The organism is Ornithinimicrobium pratense, from assembly GCF_008843165.1.
GTDB classification, from domain to species: Bacteria; Actinomycetota; Actinomycetes; order Actinomycetales; family Dermatophilaceae; genus Ornithinicoccus; species Ornithinicoccus pratensis.
This window is the reverse complement of the sequence record NZ_CP044427.1, coordinates 2,068,894-2,084,028: the sequence shown is the minus strand read 5'-3', so window position 1 is coordinate 2,084,028 and position 15,135 is coordinate 2,068,894. Positions and strand designations below refer to the sequence as shown.

Sequence of the window (15,135 nt, the reverse complement as noted above, 5' to 3'; positions counted from 1 at the left end):
CCGAGAGAGGTGTCATTGTGGACAACCTTGCAGTGCTCAGCCTGATGGCCATTGCTCCCATCGTGGTCGTCGGCGTGCTCCTGGCAGGCTTCCGCTGGCCGGCGAAATACGCTATGCCCGTCGGTTACGTCATCACCGTCATCATTGCGATGACGGTCTGGCAGATGAACCCCAGCGCTGTCGCCGCCGCGACGATCGAGGGGCTCATCATCGCCGTCACCCTCCTCTATATCGTCTTCGGCGCCCTGCTGCTCCTGGCAACCGTGATCGCCAGCGGCGCGATGAGCACCATCCGCGCCGGCTTCACCGCCATCTCACCCGACCGGCGCGTCCAGGCGATCATCATCGGCTGGCTCTTCGGCTCCTTCATCGAGGGCGCCTCCGGCTTCGGCACACCGGCCGCCGTGGTCGCCCCCCTGCTGCTCGCGCTAGGTTTCCCGGCCATGGCCGCGGTCATGGTGGGTCTGATCATCCAATCCACACCGGTGTCCTTCGGTGCCGTCGGCACACCGATGATCGTCGGCGTGGGCCAGGGGCTCGCAGGCGACCCAGGTGTTGAGGCGCGGGAGAGTGAGCTGGGGCTGTCGCACCTGGAGTTCGTCGCGCGGATCGCCCAGGACGTCTCGATCATCCATGCGATCGTCGGCCTGCTGCTGCCGCTGATCCTCTCCGTCTTCCTCACCGGATTCTTCGGTGAGCGTAAGAGCTTTGCCGAGGGGCTGAAGATCTGGCCCTTCGCCATCTACGCCTCGCTGGCGATGACCGTGCCGTTCGTGGCCGTCGCCTTCCTGGCCGGCCCCGAGTTCCCCGCCCTCATCGGTGGCCTGATCGGCCTGTCCCTGGTGATGTTCACCTCCAGCAAGGGCTTCCTCATGCCCAAGGACACGTTCGACTTCGGCCCGCGCGCCTCCTGGGAAGAGCGTTGGATGGGGTCGGTCAACCCCGACCACCTGGAGGACGTCAACCGGCCCAAGATGGGTCTACTGTCCGCGTGGAGCCCTTACGTCGTGATCGCGGTGCTGCTGCTGGCCACGCGCCTGATCGACCCGCTCACCAACGCCCTGCGCTCGGACAACCCCTTCGTCACCATCCCGTTCAACGACATCCTCGGGGTGACCGGCATCTCCACCACGTGGCAGTGGATCTACAGTCCCGGCACCGTCTTCATCGTGACCTGCCTCATCACCTACGCGTTGCACCGGATGACCGGGAGCCAGATCAAGAAGACGTGGGGGGTCGCGGGCCGGCAGATCCTCGGCACGGCCGTGGCGCTGCTCTTCGCCGTGCCGTTGGTGCGGATCCTCATCCGTTCCGGTGCCGACTTCACCGACTCGGGCCTGGCGTCGATGCCGGTGACCCTGGCCGAGGGCGCAGCGGCGGTGGCGGGCGCCAACTGGCCGTTGCTCAGCCCGTGGATCGGCGCGCTTGGTGCCTTCGTCGCTGGTTCCAACACGGTGTCCAACCTGACCTTCGCGCTCTTCCAGTTCTCCACGGGTGCGGAGATCGGGGTGCAGCCGGAGACGGTCGTGGCGACCCAGGCGGTCGGTGGCGCGGGCGGCAACCCGGTGGCGATCCACAACATCGTCGCCGCCTCGGCCACGGTCGGTCTGCTCGGCCGGGAGGGCGACCTCATCCGCAAGACGGCCCTGGTGACGGCCTACTACTGTCTGGTCGCCGGTGGTGTCGGCTACCTGATGATCTACGGCTTCACGCTGACCGGCATCATCTACGCGGTCGTCGTGGTGGCCCTGCTCGTCGCGGCGCTGTTCTGGATGCTCAATCGCGAGAAGAGCCTGCGGCAGCTGGAGACCTCGGCCCGCGACTGATGGCGCACCGTGGGGGGGTCCTCAGACCAGCGGGCGTCCCGAGATCGAGGCATCGAGCACCACCGCGGTGTGCACGAACGGGACCGGGCGGCCAGCACGCTCGAGCGCCTGGCTGATCTGCATCAGGCAACCCGGGTTGGCGGTCACGAGCAGCTCGGCGCCCGTGGAGGCGATGTTGGCCGCCTTGCGGTCGCCCAGCTCCGTGGCCGGCTCGGGGTGCAGGATGTTGTAGACCCCGGCCGAGCCGCAGCAGATCTCCGCATCCGGGATCTCGGTGATCGTGACGCCCGGTATGCCGCGCAGCAGCTGCCGCGGCTGGCTCACCACCTGCTGCGCGTGCCGCAGGTGGCAGGCGTCGTGGTAGGCCAGGACGACGTCTCGGCCGTCGGTCGTGACCGGGTGGCGCGGCGCGACCGGGCCCAACTCGACGAGGATCTCGGAGAGGTCGGCGACCCGCTCGGAGAAGACCTGGGCGCGCTCGGCATACTCCGGGTCGTCCGCCAGCAGGTGGACGTAGTCCTTCATCGTCGACCCGCACCCGGCGGAGTTGACGACGATCCGCTCGACGCCGGCCTCCTCGAAGGTGTCGATGAGGCGCCGGGCGAACTTCTGCCCCTCGTCCTCCCGGCCGGTGTGCACGGACAGCGCTCCGCAGCAGCCCTGCCGCTGCGGAGCCACGACCTCGCAGCCCTCTGCGGCCAGAACGCGGGCGGTCGCGACGTTGACGTCGCCGAAGAACTCCCGCTGCACGCACCCGGTGAGCATGCCGACCACGGCGCGCCGCTCGCCGACCGCCGGCGTCCGCTCCGGCACCGTGGCCCGGGGGCCCAGCGGCGGTGCGAGCGTCTGCATCACGTCCAGCTCCCGGCTGACCATCCGCACCAGCCCGGTCTTGCGGACCAGCCCCAGGGCGCCGGTGCGCTGCGCCAGGCGCAGCGGCCCGCGCAGCGCGCGCAGCCGCGAGGGATAGGGAAAGAGGTTGAAGATGAGCGTGCGCAGCGCCCGGTCCTTGGGGGTGCGCTCGGCCCGGCGCTCGACCTGCGCGCGGGTCTGCTCCAGCAGGCGGTCGTACTGTACGCCTGACGGGCAGGCCGTCACGCAGGCCATGCAGCCGAGGCAAGCGTCCCAGTGCTGGACCATCGAGGTGGTCAGCGGCGCGCCCTCGACCCCCGCGCGCATGAGGTCGATCCGGCCGCGGGGGGAGTCCATCTCCTCACCCCACAGGCTGTAGGTGGGACAGGTGGTCAAGCAGAAGCCGCAGTGGACGCAGTCGTCGAGCAGCTCCGCGCTCGGGGGCCGGTGAGCGTCGAACGCCGGCTCGGCCAGCACCTTCGCCCGCTCGCCGCGCACGGCGGGCATCCCCAGCTCGACCTTGTGGGTATCAGACATGTCACAGTCCTCCAACGAAACGTCCGGGCGCCAGCACCCGGGTGGGGTCAAACTCGTCCTTGACCCGACGCATCAGGTCGATGGCGGGCACCGGACCCCAGACATCGAGGTCCGCCTTCAGCTCCGGCGGCGCGTCCAACACCACGGCGGAGCCGCCCAGCTGGGTGGCCGTGCCGCGAAGCACCTCGACCTTGGCCCCGGCCCGCTCGTCCGCCGGGAGGGTGACGTAGAGGACCCCCGCCCCGGCCGAACCGTTGCCGGTGCCCTCCACCCCGGCGACCTGCGCCAAGAGCTCGGGTACGCCGCTCAGCCGGGCGCTGACCTTGAGCAGCACCGGACGCGAGCCCTCGGGGCGCTGCGTCCCGCCGACCTGGCCCGGGTGCAGCAGCACGCCCCACCACGGTGGAGCGACGTCGTGGACCTTGGCCTCACACCCGAGGGCGGCGAGCTGCCCGCGTAGCGCCTCCGCCCGCGCGGACACTCCCGCCTCGGTGCCGGAGAGCATGGTCACCACGGCCGGGGGCGCCCCGGGCCGGACCCGGACCTCGACCGCGTGCGGCACCTCCTGGCTGTGCACGACCTCCGTCAGCACGGCGGCGAGCCGTTCCGGCTCCACCGAGGTGCCGACCCAGCGGTCAGCCTCGGGCACCGGGTGCAGGCGAACCGTCACCTCCGTGATGACGGCGAGCGTGCCGAAGGAGCCGGTCATCAGCTTGGACAGGTCGTAGCCAGCGACGTTCTTGACGACCTTGCCGCCCGCCTTGGCCACGGTGCCGTCGGCGCGCACGAGGCGCACGCCGATGACCAGGTCGCGCACCGCTCCGGTCCACATCCGGCGCGGGCCGGACAGGTTGACGGCCACTGCGCCACCCAGCGTGGACCCCGGGCCGCCGCCGACGAGGTCGTCGACGACCAGCTGGTGGCCGCCCTCGGCGAGTCGCTCCTGCAGCCGGGCCAGGGGCATCCCGGCTCCGGCGGTCGCGATGAGGTCACCGCGGGAGTGCTCGACCAGTGCGTCCATGCCGGTGGTGTCGAGCACGACGTCCAGCCGCTCCGGCGGCCGACCCCAGGCCAGCTTGGACCCGTGACCGCGCACGACGACGGCCAGCCCTGCGTCGTGGCAGGCGCGCAGCAGGGCCGAGGTCTCCTCCGTGGAGCGCGGCCGGGCCACGACCTGGGGCAGCGTCCCGTCGACGGCGTCGGCGGGCCCCGCCTCGCTCACCTCGCACGCGCTCGACAACAACTCCTGCGCCGTCATCAGAAGACCTCCACCCCGTCACCGGTCATCGGGTGCGCACCCTGGCGCACCCGGGGACGCTCGCCGCACAACCGCGGGGTGGGATAGATCTTGCCCGGGTTGGCGATGCCGTCTGGGTCGAAGGCGCACCGCACCAGCTGCATCGTGTCGAGGTCGTCGTCGGTGAACATCCGGGGCATGTACCGGGCCTTGTCGGAGCCGACCCCGTGCTCGCCGGTGATCGAACCGCCATGCTCGATGCACAGGTCGAGAATCATCCCCGAGACCTCCTCAGCACGCTTCGTCGCGCCCTCCTCGGACGCGTCGAACAGCACGAGGGGGTGCAGGTTGCCGTCACCGGCGTGGAAGACGTTGGCCACCCGTACGCCGCGCTCGGCGCTGATCTCGCTCATCCGCCGCAGCACCGCCGGCAGCGAGGTGCGGGGCACCACGCCGTCTTGCACGATGTAGTCCGGGCTGATCCGGCCCACGGCGGCGAAGGCAGACTTGCGGCCCTTCCAGATCTCGGCCCGCTCCGTCGCGTCGGTGGCCATCCGGAACTCAAAGCAGCCCTCCTGCTGGCAGATCGCCTCCACCGCGGCATACTCGTGCGCCACTTCCTGGGCCGCCCCGTCCAGCTCGACCACGAGCACCGCGCCGGCACCCTGCGGATAGCCGCAGGACACCGCCGCCTCCGCGGCCTCGATGGCCAGGGCGTCCATGATCTCGATGGCCGCCGGCACGATGCCGGCGGCGATGATGGCCGATGTCGCCGCGCCCGCCTGGTCGGTCGTCTCGAATCCGGCCAGGACGGTCCGCACCTCCTCGGGCAGCCGCGTCAGCCGCACCACGGCGCGGGTGGCTATCCCGAGGGTTCCCTCCGAGCCGACGAAGGCTCCGACCAGGTCGTAGCCAGGCGCGTCCGGCGCCTCGGTGCCGATGGTGACCTCCGCGCCGGTCGGCGTGACCAGGTCGAGGGAGAGCACGTGGCCGGAGGTGAAGCCGTACTTGAGGCAGTGCGCCCCGCCGGAGTTCTCCGCCACGTTGCCCCCGACCGAGCAGATCTGCTGGCTGCTGGGGTCGGGGGCGAAGTAGTAGCCGACGGGGCCCGCAGCTTTGCTCACCTGCAGATTGATCACCCCGGTGTCGACAACGGCCCGCTGGTCCTGCGGGCGGACCTCGTGCAGGGTGCGCAGCCGGCTGGTGACGACGAGGACGCCCTCGGCGTGCGGCAGCGCACCCCCGGACAGGCCGGTCCCGGACCCGCGCGCCACGAACGGCACGCGGTGGGTGGCGCAGGAGCGGACCGTGGCCGCCACCTGCTCGGCCGTGTCGGCCAGCACCACGAGGGCGGGGGTGACGCGGTATGCGGCCAGCCCGTCGCACTCATAGGTGGTGAGCTGCGCCGGGTCGGTCAGCAGCAGATGCTCGGGTATGGAGCCGCGCAGGTCCTCCAGCACCTGCCGCGCGGTGCCACGCGGCTGCCCGTCGGCAGAGGGGGTCTGCTGAGCGATTCGCTCCGCCTCCCCCTCGGGCGCCATGCCGAGCACCTCGGGGCCGACCTCGGGTCGTGTCGCCATGCCGGGACCTCCTCGTCAACGCTTCTCACAGTAATGGTCCGACTCACCCTGCGCGCCGTTGAGGCGGCGCGGGTCAGGGCATCGTCTCGTAGGCCGGGACGGTAAGGAAGTCCGCATAGTCGTCGGCCACGGCGACCTGCAGGAAGAGGTGCTTGGCCTCCGCATACTGCTCGGCGCCGCCCGGCAGTTCGGTGACGACCTCCTCGACCAGGCGCTCGACGAGCTCGGCGGACACCGTCTCACCGGTGTCGGCCAGGGTGATGTCGTTGTGGATCCACTGCCAGATCTGGCTGCGGGAGATCTCGGCGGTGGCAGCGTCCTCCATCAGGTTGTGGATCCCGACGGCGCCGCGTCCGGTGAGCCAGGCCGCGAGGTACTGGACGCCCACGTCGATGTTCGCGCGCAGCCCCTGCTCGGTGACCTCACCGGGCGTCGCCCTGACGTCGAGCAGGTCGGCCGCGGTGACCTGCACGTCCTCGCGCAGGTTGTCCACCTGGTTCGGCTGATCGCCCAGGACACGGTCGAAGACGTCCAGGCAGGTCTGCACCATGCCGGGGTGGGCGACCCAGGAGCCGTCGAAGCCGTCGTCGGCCTCCCGCTGCTTGTCGGCGGTGACCTTCTCGAAGGCGGCCTTGTTGACCTCCTCGTCCCTGGAGGGGATGAAGGCAGACATCCCGCCGATCGCGTGCGCCCCGCGCTTGTGGCAGGTGCGCACCAGCAGCTCGGTGTAGGCCCGCATCATCGGGGCTGTCATCGTCACGGCGTTCCGGTCGGGCAGCACGTAGTCGGCCCCGCGCGTGCGGTAGGTCTTGATGATGCTGAACAGGTAGTCCCAGCGGCCGGCGTTGAGGCCCGCGGAGTGCTCGCGCAGCTCGTAGAGGATCTCCTCCATCTGAAAGGCGGCAGGGAGGGTCTCGATGAGGCAGGTCGCCCGGATCGTGCCGCGGGGGATGCCGAGGAAGTCTTGGGCCAGCACGAAGGCGTCGTTCCACAGTCGCGCCTCCAGGTGGTGCTCCATCTTGGGCAGGTAGAAGTACGGGCCCTTGCCGGCCTCGATCTGCAGGCGGGCGCTGGCAGCCATGGAGAGCGCGAAGTCGACCAGGCCGCCAGCGGTTCGCTGCCCGTCAACGGTGACGTGCTTCTCGTCCAGGTGCCAGCCGCGCGGACGCATGACGATCGTCGGCAGCTGCGCCTGGTCGGTGGTCGTCAGCGCATACTCCTTGCCCTGGGGCGAGGTGAAGGAGATGGTGCCGGCGATGGCGTCGCGCAGGTTCATCGGACCCTCGACGACGTTGGCCCACATCGGCGTGTTGGCATCCTCCTGGTCGGCAAGCCACACCCGGGCGCCGGAGTTCATCGCGTTGATGGTCATCTTGCGGTCGGTGGGGCCGGTCATCTCGACGCGGCGGTCGACCAGGCCCGGCGCGTGCTCGGCCACCCGCCACGAGGGGTCCTGACGGACGTGCGCGGTCTCGGGCAGGAAGTCCAGGTCCTGACCCTCCGCCACCGCCCGCACGACCTCGGCCCGGGCGGTGAGCCGCTCCTGCCGCCGCGGCTCCAGGGCCCGGTGCAGGACGGCCACGAGCTCCAGCGCCTGCCGGCTGAGGATCTGCTCGTAACCGGGCCTGAGGTCACCGGTGACCGCGACGCCGTCGGGCAGGTCGAGGGTGGGGGTCTGAGACGAGTTGGTCATGACACTCCTTGGGGTTGATTCCACACTGCGGAAAGAAATCACCGTTGTGTGGACATCCTACGGGATGGTCTATCGTGGCGGTGTGGCCTCCCATGAGATCGTCATCACCGCTGATGACCGCCCCAGCCGAGAAGAGCTCATCGGGCTCTATGACGCCGTGGGTTGGACCACCTACACCACCGACCCCGAGGTGCTCGAGGCGGCGGTCGACGGGTCCACCCACGTCGTGACCGCCCGCTACAGCGAGGACCTGCTCGGCCTGGCCCGGGTCATCTCCGATGGAGCCACCATCGCCTACCTGCAGGACGTGCTGGTCCGTCCCGAGCTGCAGCGCGAGGGGGTCGGCAAGGCCCTGGTCGACGCCGCGATGGCGCCGTTCGCGCACGTGCGCCAGCAGGTGCTGCTCACCGACGATGAGCCGGGCCAACGGGCTTTCTACGAGTCGCTGGGGTATGCCGAGATCCGCGACCACGGGGAAGGTCGGCTGCGCGCGTTCGTCCGGTTCGTGGGCTGATCCCTCGCGCCGGGGCGAGCCCTGGCCACGGTCCGTGGGACACTGGGGAAACTGCCCAGACTCACCGCATACCCCGAGGTCGTAACCCAGCGTGTCTCCCCTTGCCCGCCCGCATACGGTGCCCCCGCCGGCATCCACCCCGCCGGAGCGCATCCGCAACTTTTGCATCATCGCCCACATCGACCATGGCAAGTCGACGCTGGCCGACCGGATGTTGCAGGAGACCGGTGTCGTCGACCAGCGGCATGCGCGGGCGCAGTATCTGGACCGGATGGACATCGAGCGTGAGCGGGGGATCACGATCAAGAGCCAGGCCGTCCGGATGCCCTGGGCCGTGCAGGGGGAGGCGGGCGATTCGACCTACATCCTCAACATGATTGACACCCCCGGTCACGTCGACTTCACCTACGAGGTCAGCCGGAGCCTCGCTGCCGGCGAGGGGGCCGTGCTGCTCGTCGACGCGGCCCAAGGGATCGAGGCTCAGACTCTGGCCAACCTCTACCTGGCCATGGAGAACGACCTGACCATCATCCCGGTGCTGAACAAGATTGACCTGCCCGCCGCCCAGCCGGAGAAGTATGCCGAGGAGCTGGCCGGGCTCATCGGCTGCGACCCGGCCGAGGTGCTCCAGGTCTCGGGCAAGACCGGTGTGGGTGTCCCGGCGCTGCTCGACACCATCGTGGAGCTGGTCCCGCAGCCGGTCGGCGACCCCGACGCACCCGCGCGGGCGATGATCTTCGACTCGGTCTACGACACCTACCGCGGCGTGGTCACCTACGTCCGGGTCGTCGACGGCGAGCTCTCACCGCGTGAGCGGATCACCATGATGTCGACCAGGGCCACCCACGAGCTGCTCGAGATCGGCGTCATCAGCCCCGAGCCGGTCCCGTCCAAGGGACTGGGCGTGGGCGAGGTGGGTTACCTGATCACCGGGGTCAAGGACGTGCGGCAGTCGAAGGTCGGGGACACCGTCACGGGGGAGCGCAACCAGGCGGCCCAGGCGTTGGGTGGTTACAAGGAGCCCCGCCCGATGGTCTTCTCCGGGCTTTACCCCATCGACGGCTCGGACTACCCGATCCTGCGCGATGCCCTGGACAGGCTCAAGCTCAACGACGCGGCGCTGGTCTACGAGCCCGAGACCTCGGCGGCCCTCGGCTTCGGCTTCCGGGTTGGCTTCCTCGGCATGCTGCACCTGGAGATCGTCCGGGAGCGGCTGGAGCGAGAGTTCGACCTCGACCTGATCTCGACCCTGCCCAACGTGGAATACGACGTGGTGCTGGACGACGGGTCCACCTTCGAGGTCACCAACCCCAGTGAGTTCCCCTCCGGGCGGGTCGCGTCGATCACCGAGCCCATCGTGCGGGCCACGATCCTGGCGCCCAGCGAGTTCATCGGGGCGATCATGGAGCTGTGCCAGAACCGACGGGGCACGCTGCGGGGGATGGACTACCTGTCCCCGGAGCGGGTGGAGATGCGCTACACCTTGCCGCTGGCCGAGATCGTCTTCGACTTCTTCGACGCGCTGAAGTCCCGCACCCGCGGCTACGCCTCGCTGGACTACGAGCCGGACGGGTCCCAGGAGGCCGACCTGGTCAAGGTGGACATCCTGCTCCAGGGCGACACCGTGGACGCCTTCAGCGCGATCGTGCACAGGGACAAGGCCTACGCCTACGGCGTGCAGATGGCCACCAAACTCAAGGAGCTGATCCCGCGCCAGCAGTTCGAGGTCCCGGTGCAGGCGGCGATCGGCTCCCGGGTGATCGCCCGGGAGACCATCCGCGCCATCCGCAAGGACGTCCTGGCCAAGTGCTACGGCGGTGACATCAGCCGCAAGCGCAAGCTGCTGGAGAAGCAGAAGGAGGGCAAGAAGCGGATGAAGATGGTGGGCTCCGTCGAGGTGCCGCAGGAGGCCTTCATCGCCGCGCTCTCCCAGGATGGCGCTGTCGCCGAGAAGACCAAGAAGTGAGCGGTGGGTGCGAGGGGTGAGCGACGGACCCCACCCCCGACAGAACACGTCAAAGAGCCCGACAGAACACGCGACAACGCCCGACAGGACACGGGAGAAGCCGCCACCGAACACGCGGACGCAGCCGCCGGCCGGCCACTACGCCCTCGGCCACCCGTTCATCGGCCCGCGGCCCTTGGCGCGGACCCGCTCATTCACCCGCCGCGGGGGACGCATGCCGCGCACGCACCAGGCTGCCTGGGACCGGCTCGCCGACCAGGTGGTGCTCGAGGTGCCCCGGCCGATGGGCGCGACCTCGACCGTGGTGGACCCCGCCTACTGCCTCGACCCACGGGACGTCTTTGGCCGCCTGGCGCCCCTCGTCGTCGAGGTCGGCTCCGGGTCGGGGGACGCCCTGGTCGCCGGCGCTGCCCAGCGACCAGGGTGGGACTTCATCGCCTTGGAGGTCTGGAAGCCCGGCATCGGGCACGCCCTGGCCAAGATGGAAGCCCAGACCGGCGCTGGGGCGCAGCCCAATGTGCGCATCGTGGAGGTCGACGCGGTGGTCGCCCTGCAGACCATGTTCGCGCCGGGCTCGGTGCACGAGGTGTGGACGTTCTTCCCCGATCCTTGGCCCAAGGCCAAGCACCACAAGCGGCGGATCGTCACCCCGGACTTCGTCGACGCCGTGGTCCGGCTGCTCGCACCCGACGGGGTATGGCGTCTGGCTACCGACTGGGACCACTACGCCGAGTCCATGCGTGAGGTGGTCGGGGCGGAGCCGCGGCTGGAGCTCGCCTCGACCGACCGGGCCCCCTTGCGCCCGGTGACCCGCTTCGAGCGCCGGGGCACCGAGGCCGGTCGGCAGATCACCGACTTGGCCTACCGGCTGCGCTGAAAACTCAGTCGCCGACCGTGTCCCGGGCCCGCTTGACCAGCCGGGGGTCTGGGCGCAGCACCACGTCGTGGTCCTTGCCCTCGTACTCGAACTGGCTGAGGAAGTGCCGCATCGCGTTGATCCGGGCGCGCTTCTTGTCGTTGGACTTGATCGTGGTCCACGGCGCCCAGTCGGTGTCTGTCCGGCGGAACATCTCCTCCTTGGCCGCGGTGTAGTCGTCCCAGCGGTCCAGGCTCTCCAGGTCCATTGGCGACAGCTTCCACTGACGCACCGGGTCCAGCTGCCGGATCGCGAACCGGGTCCGCTGCTCGGACTGGGTCACCGAGAACCAGAACTTGGTGATCGAGATGCCCGAATCGACCAGCATCCGCTCGAACAGCGGCGCCTGCTCCATGAAGATCTCGTACTCCGCCCGCGAGCAGAACCCCATGACCCGCTCGACCCCGGCCCGGTTGTACCAGGACCGGTCGAAGAGCACGACTTCCCCGGAGGTCGGCAGGTTCTCCACGTAGCGCTGGAAGTACCACTGCCCCGCCTCGACCTCGGTCGGCTTGTTGAGCGCCACCACCCGGGCGCCGCGGGGGTTGAGGTGCTCCATGAAGCGCTTGATCGAGCCACCCTTGCCGGCGGCGTCCCGACCTTCGAAGACGAGCAGGTGCCGGGTGCCGTTGTCCTTGGCCCAGTACTGGAACTTCAGCAGCTCCACCTGCAGCAGCCATTTCTCGACCTCGTAGTAGTCGCGGGTCATCCGCTCGCTGTAGGGGTAGTCCTCGCGCCAGGTGTCGACGGCGCTCCCGTCCGGGGTGATCAGGTCCGGGTCTGAGCCCTGGTCATCCCGGACGGTGTAGCCCTGGTCCCGCAGGCTGTCGATGTACTCACGGAGGCGCTGCTGCACCCTGCGAGGTTAGCGTGGCCCGGTTGGCCGCACGCGCCGAGCCAGGACGCCGTGTCCGGTCTGGGACACTGGAGGGTATGCCGTCCGCGTTCCCCCCTGGTGAACCCGCGCCGCGGGACGGCTCCCTCCCGGAGTCCGCCCTGGCCAGCGTGGGCGCGGGCCCCTTCTCGGTCTACCTGCACGTCCCCTTCTGCCGGGTCCGCTGCGGCTACTGCGACTTCAATACCTACACGCTGCCCGAGCTGGGCCAGCCCGGACCCGAAGGGGAGCTGCGGTCGGGGGAGGCCCGGTCCCTGACCGACGCCTTCGTCGAGGCGGCCCACCGCGAGCTCGAGCTCGCCGGCCGGGTGCTCGGCGACCGACCCGGCCCCGTCGAAACCGTTTTCGTCGGTGGCGGCACGCCGACGATGCTCGACCCCCACCAGCTCGGCGGACTGCTGGAGCGGGTGCGGCATACCTGGGGCCTGGCGCCCGACGCCGAGGTGAGCACCGAGGCCAACCCGGACACGGTGACCCCCGAGGTGGCGCAGCGGCTGGCGGCGCACGGCTTCACCCGGGTCAGCATCGGCATGCAGTCCGCCGTCCCGCAGGTGCTGCGCACCCTGGACCGTACCCACGATCCCGCCAACGTGGTGCGGGCGGTGCGTGCGGTGCGCGAAGCCGGTATGCAGGTCAGCCTGGACCTCATCTACGGCACGCCGGGGGAGTCGCTGCAGGACTGGCGCAGGAGCCTGGAGCTGGTGACCGCTCTGGAGCCGGACCACGTCTCGGCCTACGCCCTGGTGGTCGAGGAGGGCACCAAGCTGCACGGGCAGGTCCGCCGAGGTCTCGTGCCGGCGCCCGACGACGACGACGAGGCGGACAAGTACGAGCTGGCCGACGAGCTGCTCGGTGCCGCCGGCTACGAATGGTACGAGATCTCCAACTGGGCCGGCTCCCCGGAGCGCCGCTGCCGGCACAACATCGCCTACTGGCAGGGCAACGACTGGTGGGGCGTCGGCCCCGGAGCGCACAGCCATGTCGGGGGGGTGCGTTGGTGGAACGTCAAGCACCCGCGTGCCTACGCCGACCGGCTAGACCAGGGGAACAGCCCGGCCCACGCGCGCGAGCTGCTCGGGGAGAGTGAGCGCTATGACGAGCAGGTGCTGCTCGGCGTCCGGCTGGCCGACGGGCTGCCCGTCGGCCAGCTCCGTCCTGAAGGGCGGCACGCCGTCGCGGGGCTGGTCGCGGAGGGTCTGCTCGACGGGCGGGCAGCAGTGCGGGGGCGGGTCGGGCTGAGCCTGCGCGGCCGGCTCCTCGCGGACACCGTGGTGCACCGGCTGCTGGGTTGACTCCAGCCGGGAGCGGCGACCCAGTCAGGGCGTGGGGACCGGGGTGTCGCCAGGTGCAGGTCAGGGGCCGTCTGTGCATAGACTAGGGCTGCTCAGTCGGGCTGGCCGGAGGGGATCTGCGCTGAGCCCGCTACAGGACCAAGGCGTGGGAGGCGTGGCTGGCTATGGGCTTTTCCGGAGGTGACCCGTCGGCCTTGCGCGAGGCGGCGCGAAGCTTGGACAACCTGGGGTCGGACCTGGCGGACGACTCCTTGGAGTGCCGGGGGCCGGGCAGTGACATCGCGGGGGCCGCGACCGGGGAGATCGGGGTGCTCGCCCAGAACGCCGTCCTGGCAGCAGGTGGCGCCGTGGCGGCAGCCGCCGTCCTGGTGTCCGCGATGGGCACCGGCAGCGACACCGCCGGAGAGCAGCTCGACCTCGCGACCGGCGGGCAGGTGGCCAGGTGAGCGTCTTCGCCCGGCCTCAGGGCAACCCCGGTGGCATCCGTGACGGCGCGAGCCGGCTGACGGGGCTGGCCGAACGCGTGGGCGGCGGCCGGTTGGACACTCTCTTCAGCGCGGCTGGGTCCGCCGAGGCTGCGCTGCCCACCCGGCGCGTGGCGGATTTCCAAGGCCTCTACCACGATGGTGCGGCGGCCATGGAGGAGGCGGCCCAGGTCTTCGCCGACGTGGCCGGAGCGCTCGCCGACTACGCCGACGCACTGGAAACTGCCCAGTCGGCGGTCGACACCGCCTCCGACGGGTATGCCGAGGCGCAGCGGCTCCTCACCCTGGCCCGCAACACGGGAGAGACGCAGGCGGAGTCGCAGGCCCGCACCGACATGTCCCGGCACCGCAGCAACGCCGACTCCGCACAGCTCACCTTCGAGGAGGCGCAGTCCCGGGCCCGCTCGAACCTGTCCGGCCTCGCGACGACCTGGTCGCCGGACGGGGCCAGCACCTCCGCCGTCGACGCCTGGGCGGCGTCGACGGCCGCGATCCTGCCGCAGCAGGTCCGGCTGGACCGCGAGCAGATCGAGGCGATCGTGCGGGGCGAGACGAGTCCGCAGGTGCTCCTGGACACGGGCAAGAACGTCCAGAAGGCGCTCATCAACGGCTGGTACTCCTGGCAGGCGGTCACCATCGGCCGGGAGAGCGCCGCATACCAGCGCACCGTGCAGGCCATCATCGACAGCCGGGGCCAGGGCCGAGGGGCCCGGTCGCATCTCATCGCCGCCCGGCGGGAGCAGGGGCTGGCCGGGTCGCACCGCTACTACAAGAACATGCGGCGGTTGCAGGCTGACCGCACCGCGTTGGGCCATGCCCAGCGCCGCTATCCCCGGGCGGGCGGGTCGCACCACCGCTACGGCGAGATCCGGGACGGTGTCCCGCGCAACAGCGCCGCTCGGCCGGGCGCGTTGACCCGCTTCAGCAACAGCCGGGTCATGTCGGGCGCCCGGGCCGGCGGTCGACTCCTCGCCCCGCTCGGGGCGGTCACCGGGGGTTACGACGTCTACCGGGCAGTCCGCGGTGGAGACGGGATGTCTGCCACGGACCGGCTTGTCGTCGGCGCAGGTGGCTTCGGGGGCGCGGCGGCGGGGTCCGTCGCGACCTACGCACTGCTCGCCGGTGCCGCGCTGGGCCCGGTGGGTCTGGGCGTCATCGCCGTCGGTGGAGCCGTGGCGGCCGGGGCCTGGATCTACGAGAACCGAGAGGCGATCGGGGAGGCTGCCGCACGGGCGTGGGACTTCGGCAAGGACGTCGGCTCGAGAGCGGTCGACGGCGTCAAGAACGTGGGCAAGAAGGTCTGGAAGGGACTCTTCGGCGGTTAGCCCAGCTCACTCGTCCC

Annotated in this window: 12 protein-coding genes; 7 read left to right on the top strand and 5 right to left on the bottom strand. The window is 70.5% G+C overall.

What is annotated here, in order from left to right; translation table 11 throughout:
- The first annotated feature begins 17 nt into the window (after positions 1-17).
- Entirely contained in the window at positions 18-1,826 is a 1,809-nt protein-coding gene (locus FY030_RS09505) for an L-lactate permease (protein WP_158061292.1), read from the top strand.
- 21 nt (positions 1,827-1,847) lie between these two features.
- Here the strand turns inward: FY030_RS09505 and FY030_RS09500 are convergent, their stop codons facing one another.
- From FY030_RS09500 to aceB, 4 genes are all read right to left on the bottom strand, one after another.
- Positions 1,848-3,215 carry a (Fe-S)-binding protein gene (locus tag FY030_RS09500; protein WP_192498556.1) on the bottom strand — a complete coding sequence of 456 codons (1,368 nt, stop codon included), beginning with the start codon at positions 3,213-3,215 and terminating at the stop codon, positions 1,848-1,850.
- Between the two features lies 1 nt (position 3,216).
- Positions 3,217-4,473: an FAD-binding oxidoreductase gene (locus FY030_RS09495; protein ID WP_158061291.1), complete on the bottom strand. Its 1,257-nt coding sequence runs from the start codon at positions 4,471-4,473 to the stop codon at positions 3,217-3,219.
- A complete protein-coding gene (locus FY030_RS09490) occupies positions 4,473-6,032 on the bottom strand; it encodes an FAD-linked oxidase C-terminal domain-containing protein (protein ID WP_238348214.1) in 1,560 nt (519 codons plus the stop codon). The genes FY030_RS09495 and FY030_RS09490 overlap by 1 nt, the downstream gene beginning before the upstream one ends.
- A gap of 73 nt (positions 6,033-6,105) precedes the next feature.
- Positions 6,106-7,725 carry a malate synthase A gene (gene aceB / locus FY030_RS09485; protein WP_158061290.1) on the bottom strand — a complete coding sequence of 540 codons (1,620 nt, stop codon included), beginning with the start codon at positions 7,723-7,725 and terminating at the stop codon, positions 6,106-6,108.
- Between the two features lie 82 nt (positions 7,726-7,807).
- On the opposite strand from aceB, the gene FY030_RS09480 reads away from it, so the two are divergent.
- The 3 genes from FY030_RS09480 (at position 7,808) to trmB (ending at position 11,082) form a co-directional block, all read left to right on the top strand.
- Entirely contained in the window at positions 7,808-8,239 is a 432-nt protein-coding gene (locus FY030_RS09480) for a GNAT family N-acetyltransferase (protein ID WP_238348213.1), read from the top strand.
- A 91-nt stretch (positions 8,240-8,330) separates the two neighbouring features.
- Positions 8,331-10,205, top strand: coding sequence for a translation elongation factor 4 (gene lepA / locus FY030_RS09475; RefSeq protein WP_158061288.1), 1,875 nt, complete (start codon positions 8,331-8,333; stop codon positions 10,203-10,205).
- A gap of 214 nt (positions 10,206-10,419) precedes the next feature.
- Entirely contained in the window at positions 10,420-11,082 is a 663-nt protein-coding gene (trmB, locus tag FY030_RS09470) for a tRNA (guanosine(46)-N7)-methyltransferase TrmB (protein WP_192498555.1), read from the top strand.
- Positions 11,083-11,086: 4 nt separating this feature from the next.
- On the opposite strand, the gene ppk2 is transcribed toward trmB, so the two are convergent.
- Entirely contained in the window at positions 11,087-11,977 is an 891-nt protein-coding gene (gene ppk2, locus FY030_RS09465) for a polyphosphate kinase 2 (RefSeq protein WP_158061286.1), read from the bottom strand.
- Between the two features lie 77 nt (positions 11,978-12,054).
- Here ppk2 and hemW point away from each other — a divergent pair, with 77 nt between their 5' ends.
- From hemW to FY030_RS09450, 3 genes are all read left to right on the top strand, one after another.
- Positions 12,055-13,308 carry a radical SAM family heme chaperone HemW gene (gene hemW / locus FY030_RS09460; RefSeq protein ID WP_158061285.1) on the top strand — a complete coding sequence of 418 codons (1,254 nt, stop codon included), beginning with the start codon at positions 12,055-12,057 and terminating at the stop codon, positions 13,306-13,308.
- Positions 13,309-13,472: 164 nt separating this feature from the next.
- Positions 13,473-13,754 carry a hypothetical protein gene (locus tag FY030_RS09455; RefSeq protein ID WP_158061284.1) on the top strand — a complete coding sequence of 94 codons (282 nt, stop codon included), beginning with the start codon at positions 13,473-13,475 and terminating at the stop codon, positions 13,752-13,754.
- A complete protein-coding gene (locus FY030_RS09450; protein WP_158061283.1) occupies positions 13,751-15,118 on the top strand; it encodes a hypothetical protein in 1,368 nt (455 codons plus the stop codon). Before FY030_RS09455 ends, FY030_RS09450 begins: the two co-directional genes overlap by 4 nt.
- The last annotated feature ends 17 nt before the right edge of the window (positions 15,119-15,135 follow it).

What these genes read in the sequence shown, in the direction of transcription:
- FY030_RS09500 (WP_192498556.1), bottom strand. Translation starts at nt 3,215, where the DNA reads ATGTCTGATACCCACAAGGTCGAGCTGGGGATGCCCGCCGTGCGCGGC.
- FY030_RS09495 (WP_158061291.1), bottom strand. Translation starts at nt 4,473, where the DNA reads ATGACGGCGCAGGAGTTGTTGTCGAGCGCGTGCGAGGTGAGCGAGGCG.
- hemW (WP_158061285.1), top strand. Translation starts at nt 12,055, where the DNA reads ATGCCGTCCGCGTTCCCCCCTGGTGAACCCGCGCCGCGGGACGGCTCC.
- FY030_RS09455 (WP_158061284.1), top strand. Translation starts at nt 13,473, where the DNA reads ATGGGCTTTTCCGGAGGTGACCCGTCGGCCTTGCGCGAGGCGGCGCGA.
- FY030_RS09490 (WP_238348214.1), bottom strand. Translation starts at nt 6,032, where the DNA reads ATGGCGACACGACCCGAGGTCGGCCCCGAGGTGCTCGGCATGGCGCCC.
- aceB (WP_158061290.1), bottom strand. Translation starts at nt 7,725, where the DNA reads ATGACCAACTCGTCTCAGACCCCCACCCTCGACCTGCCCGACGGCGTC.
- trmB (WP_192498555.1), top strand. Translation starts at nt 10,420, where the DNA reads ATGCCGCGCACGCACCAGGCTGCCTGGGACCGGCTCGCCGACCAGGTG.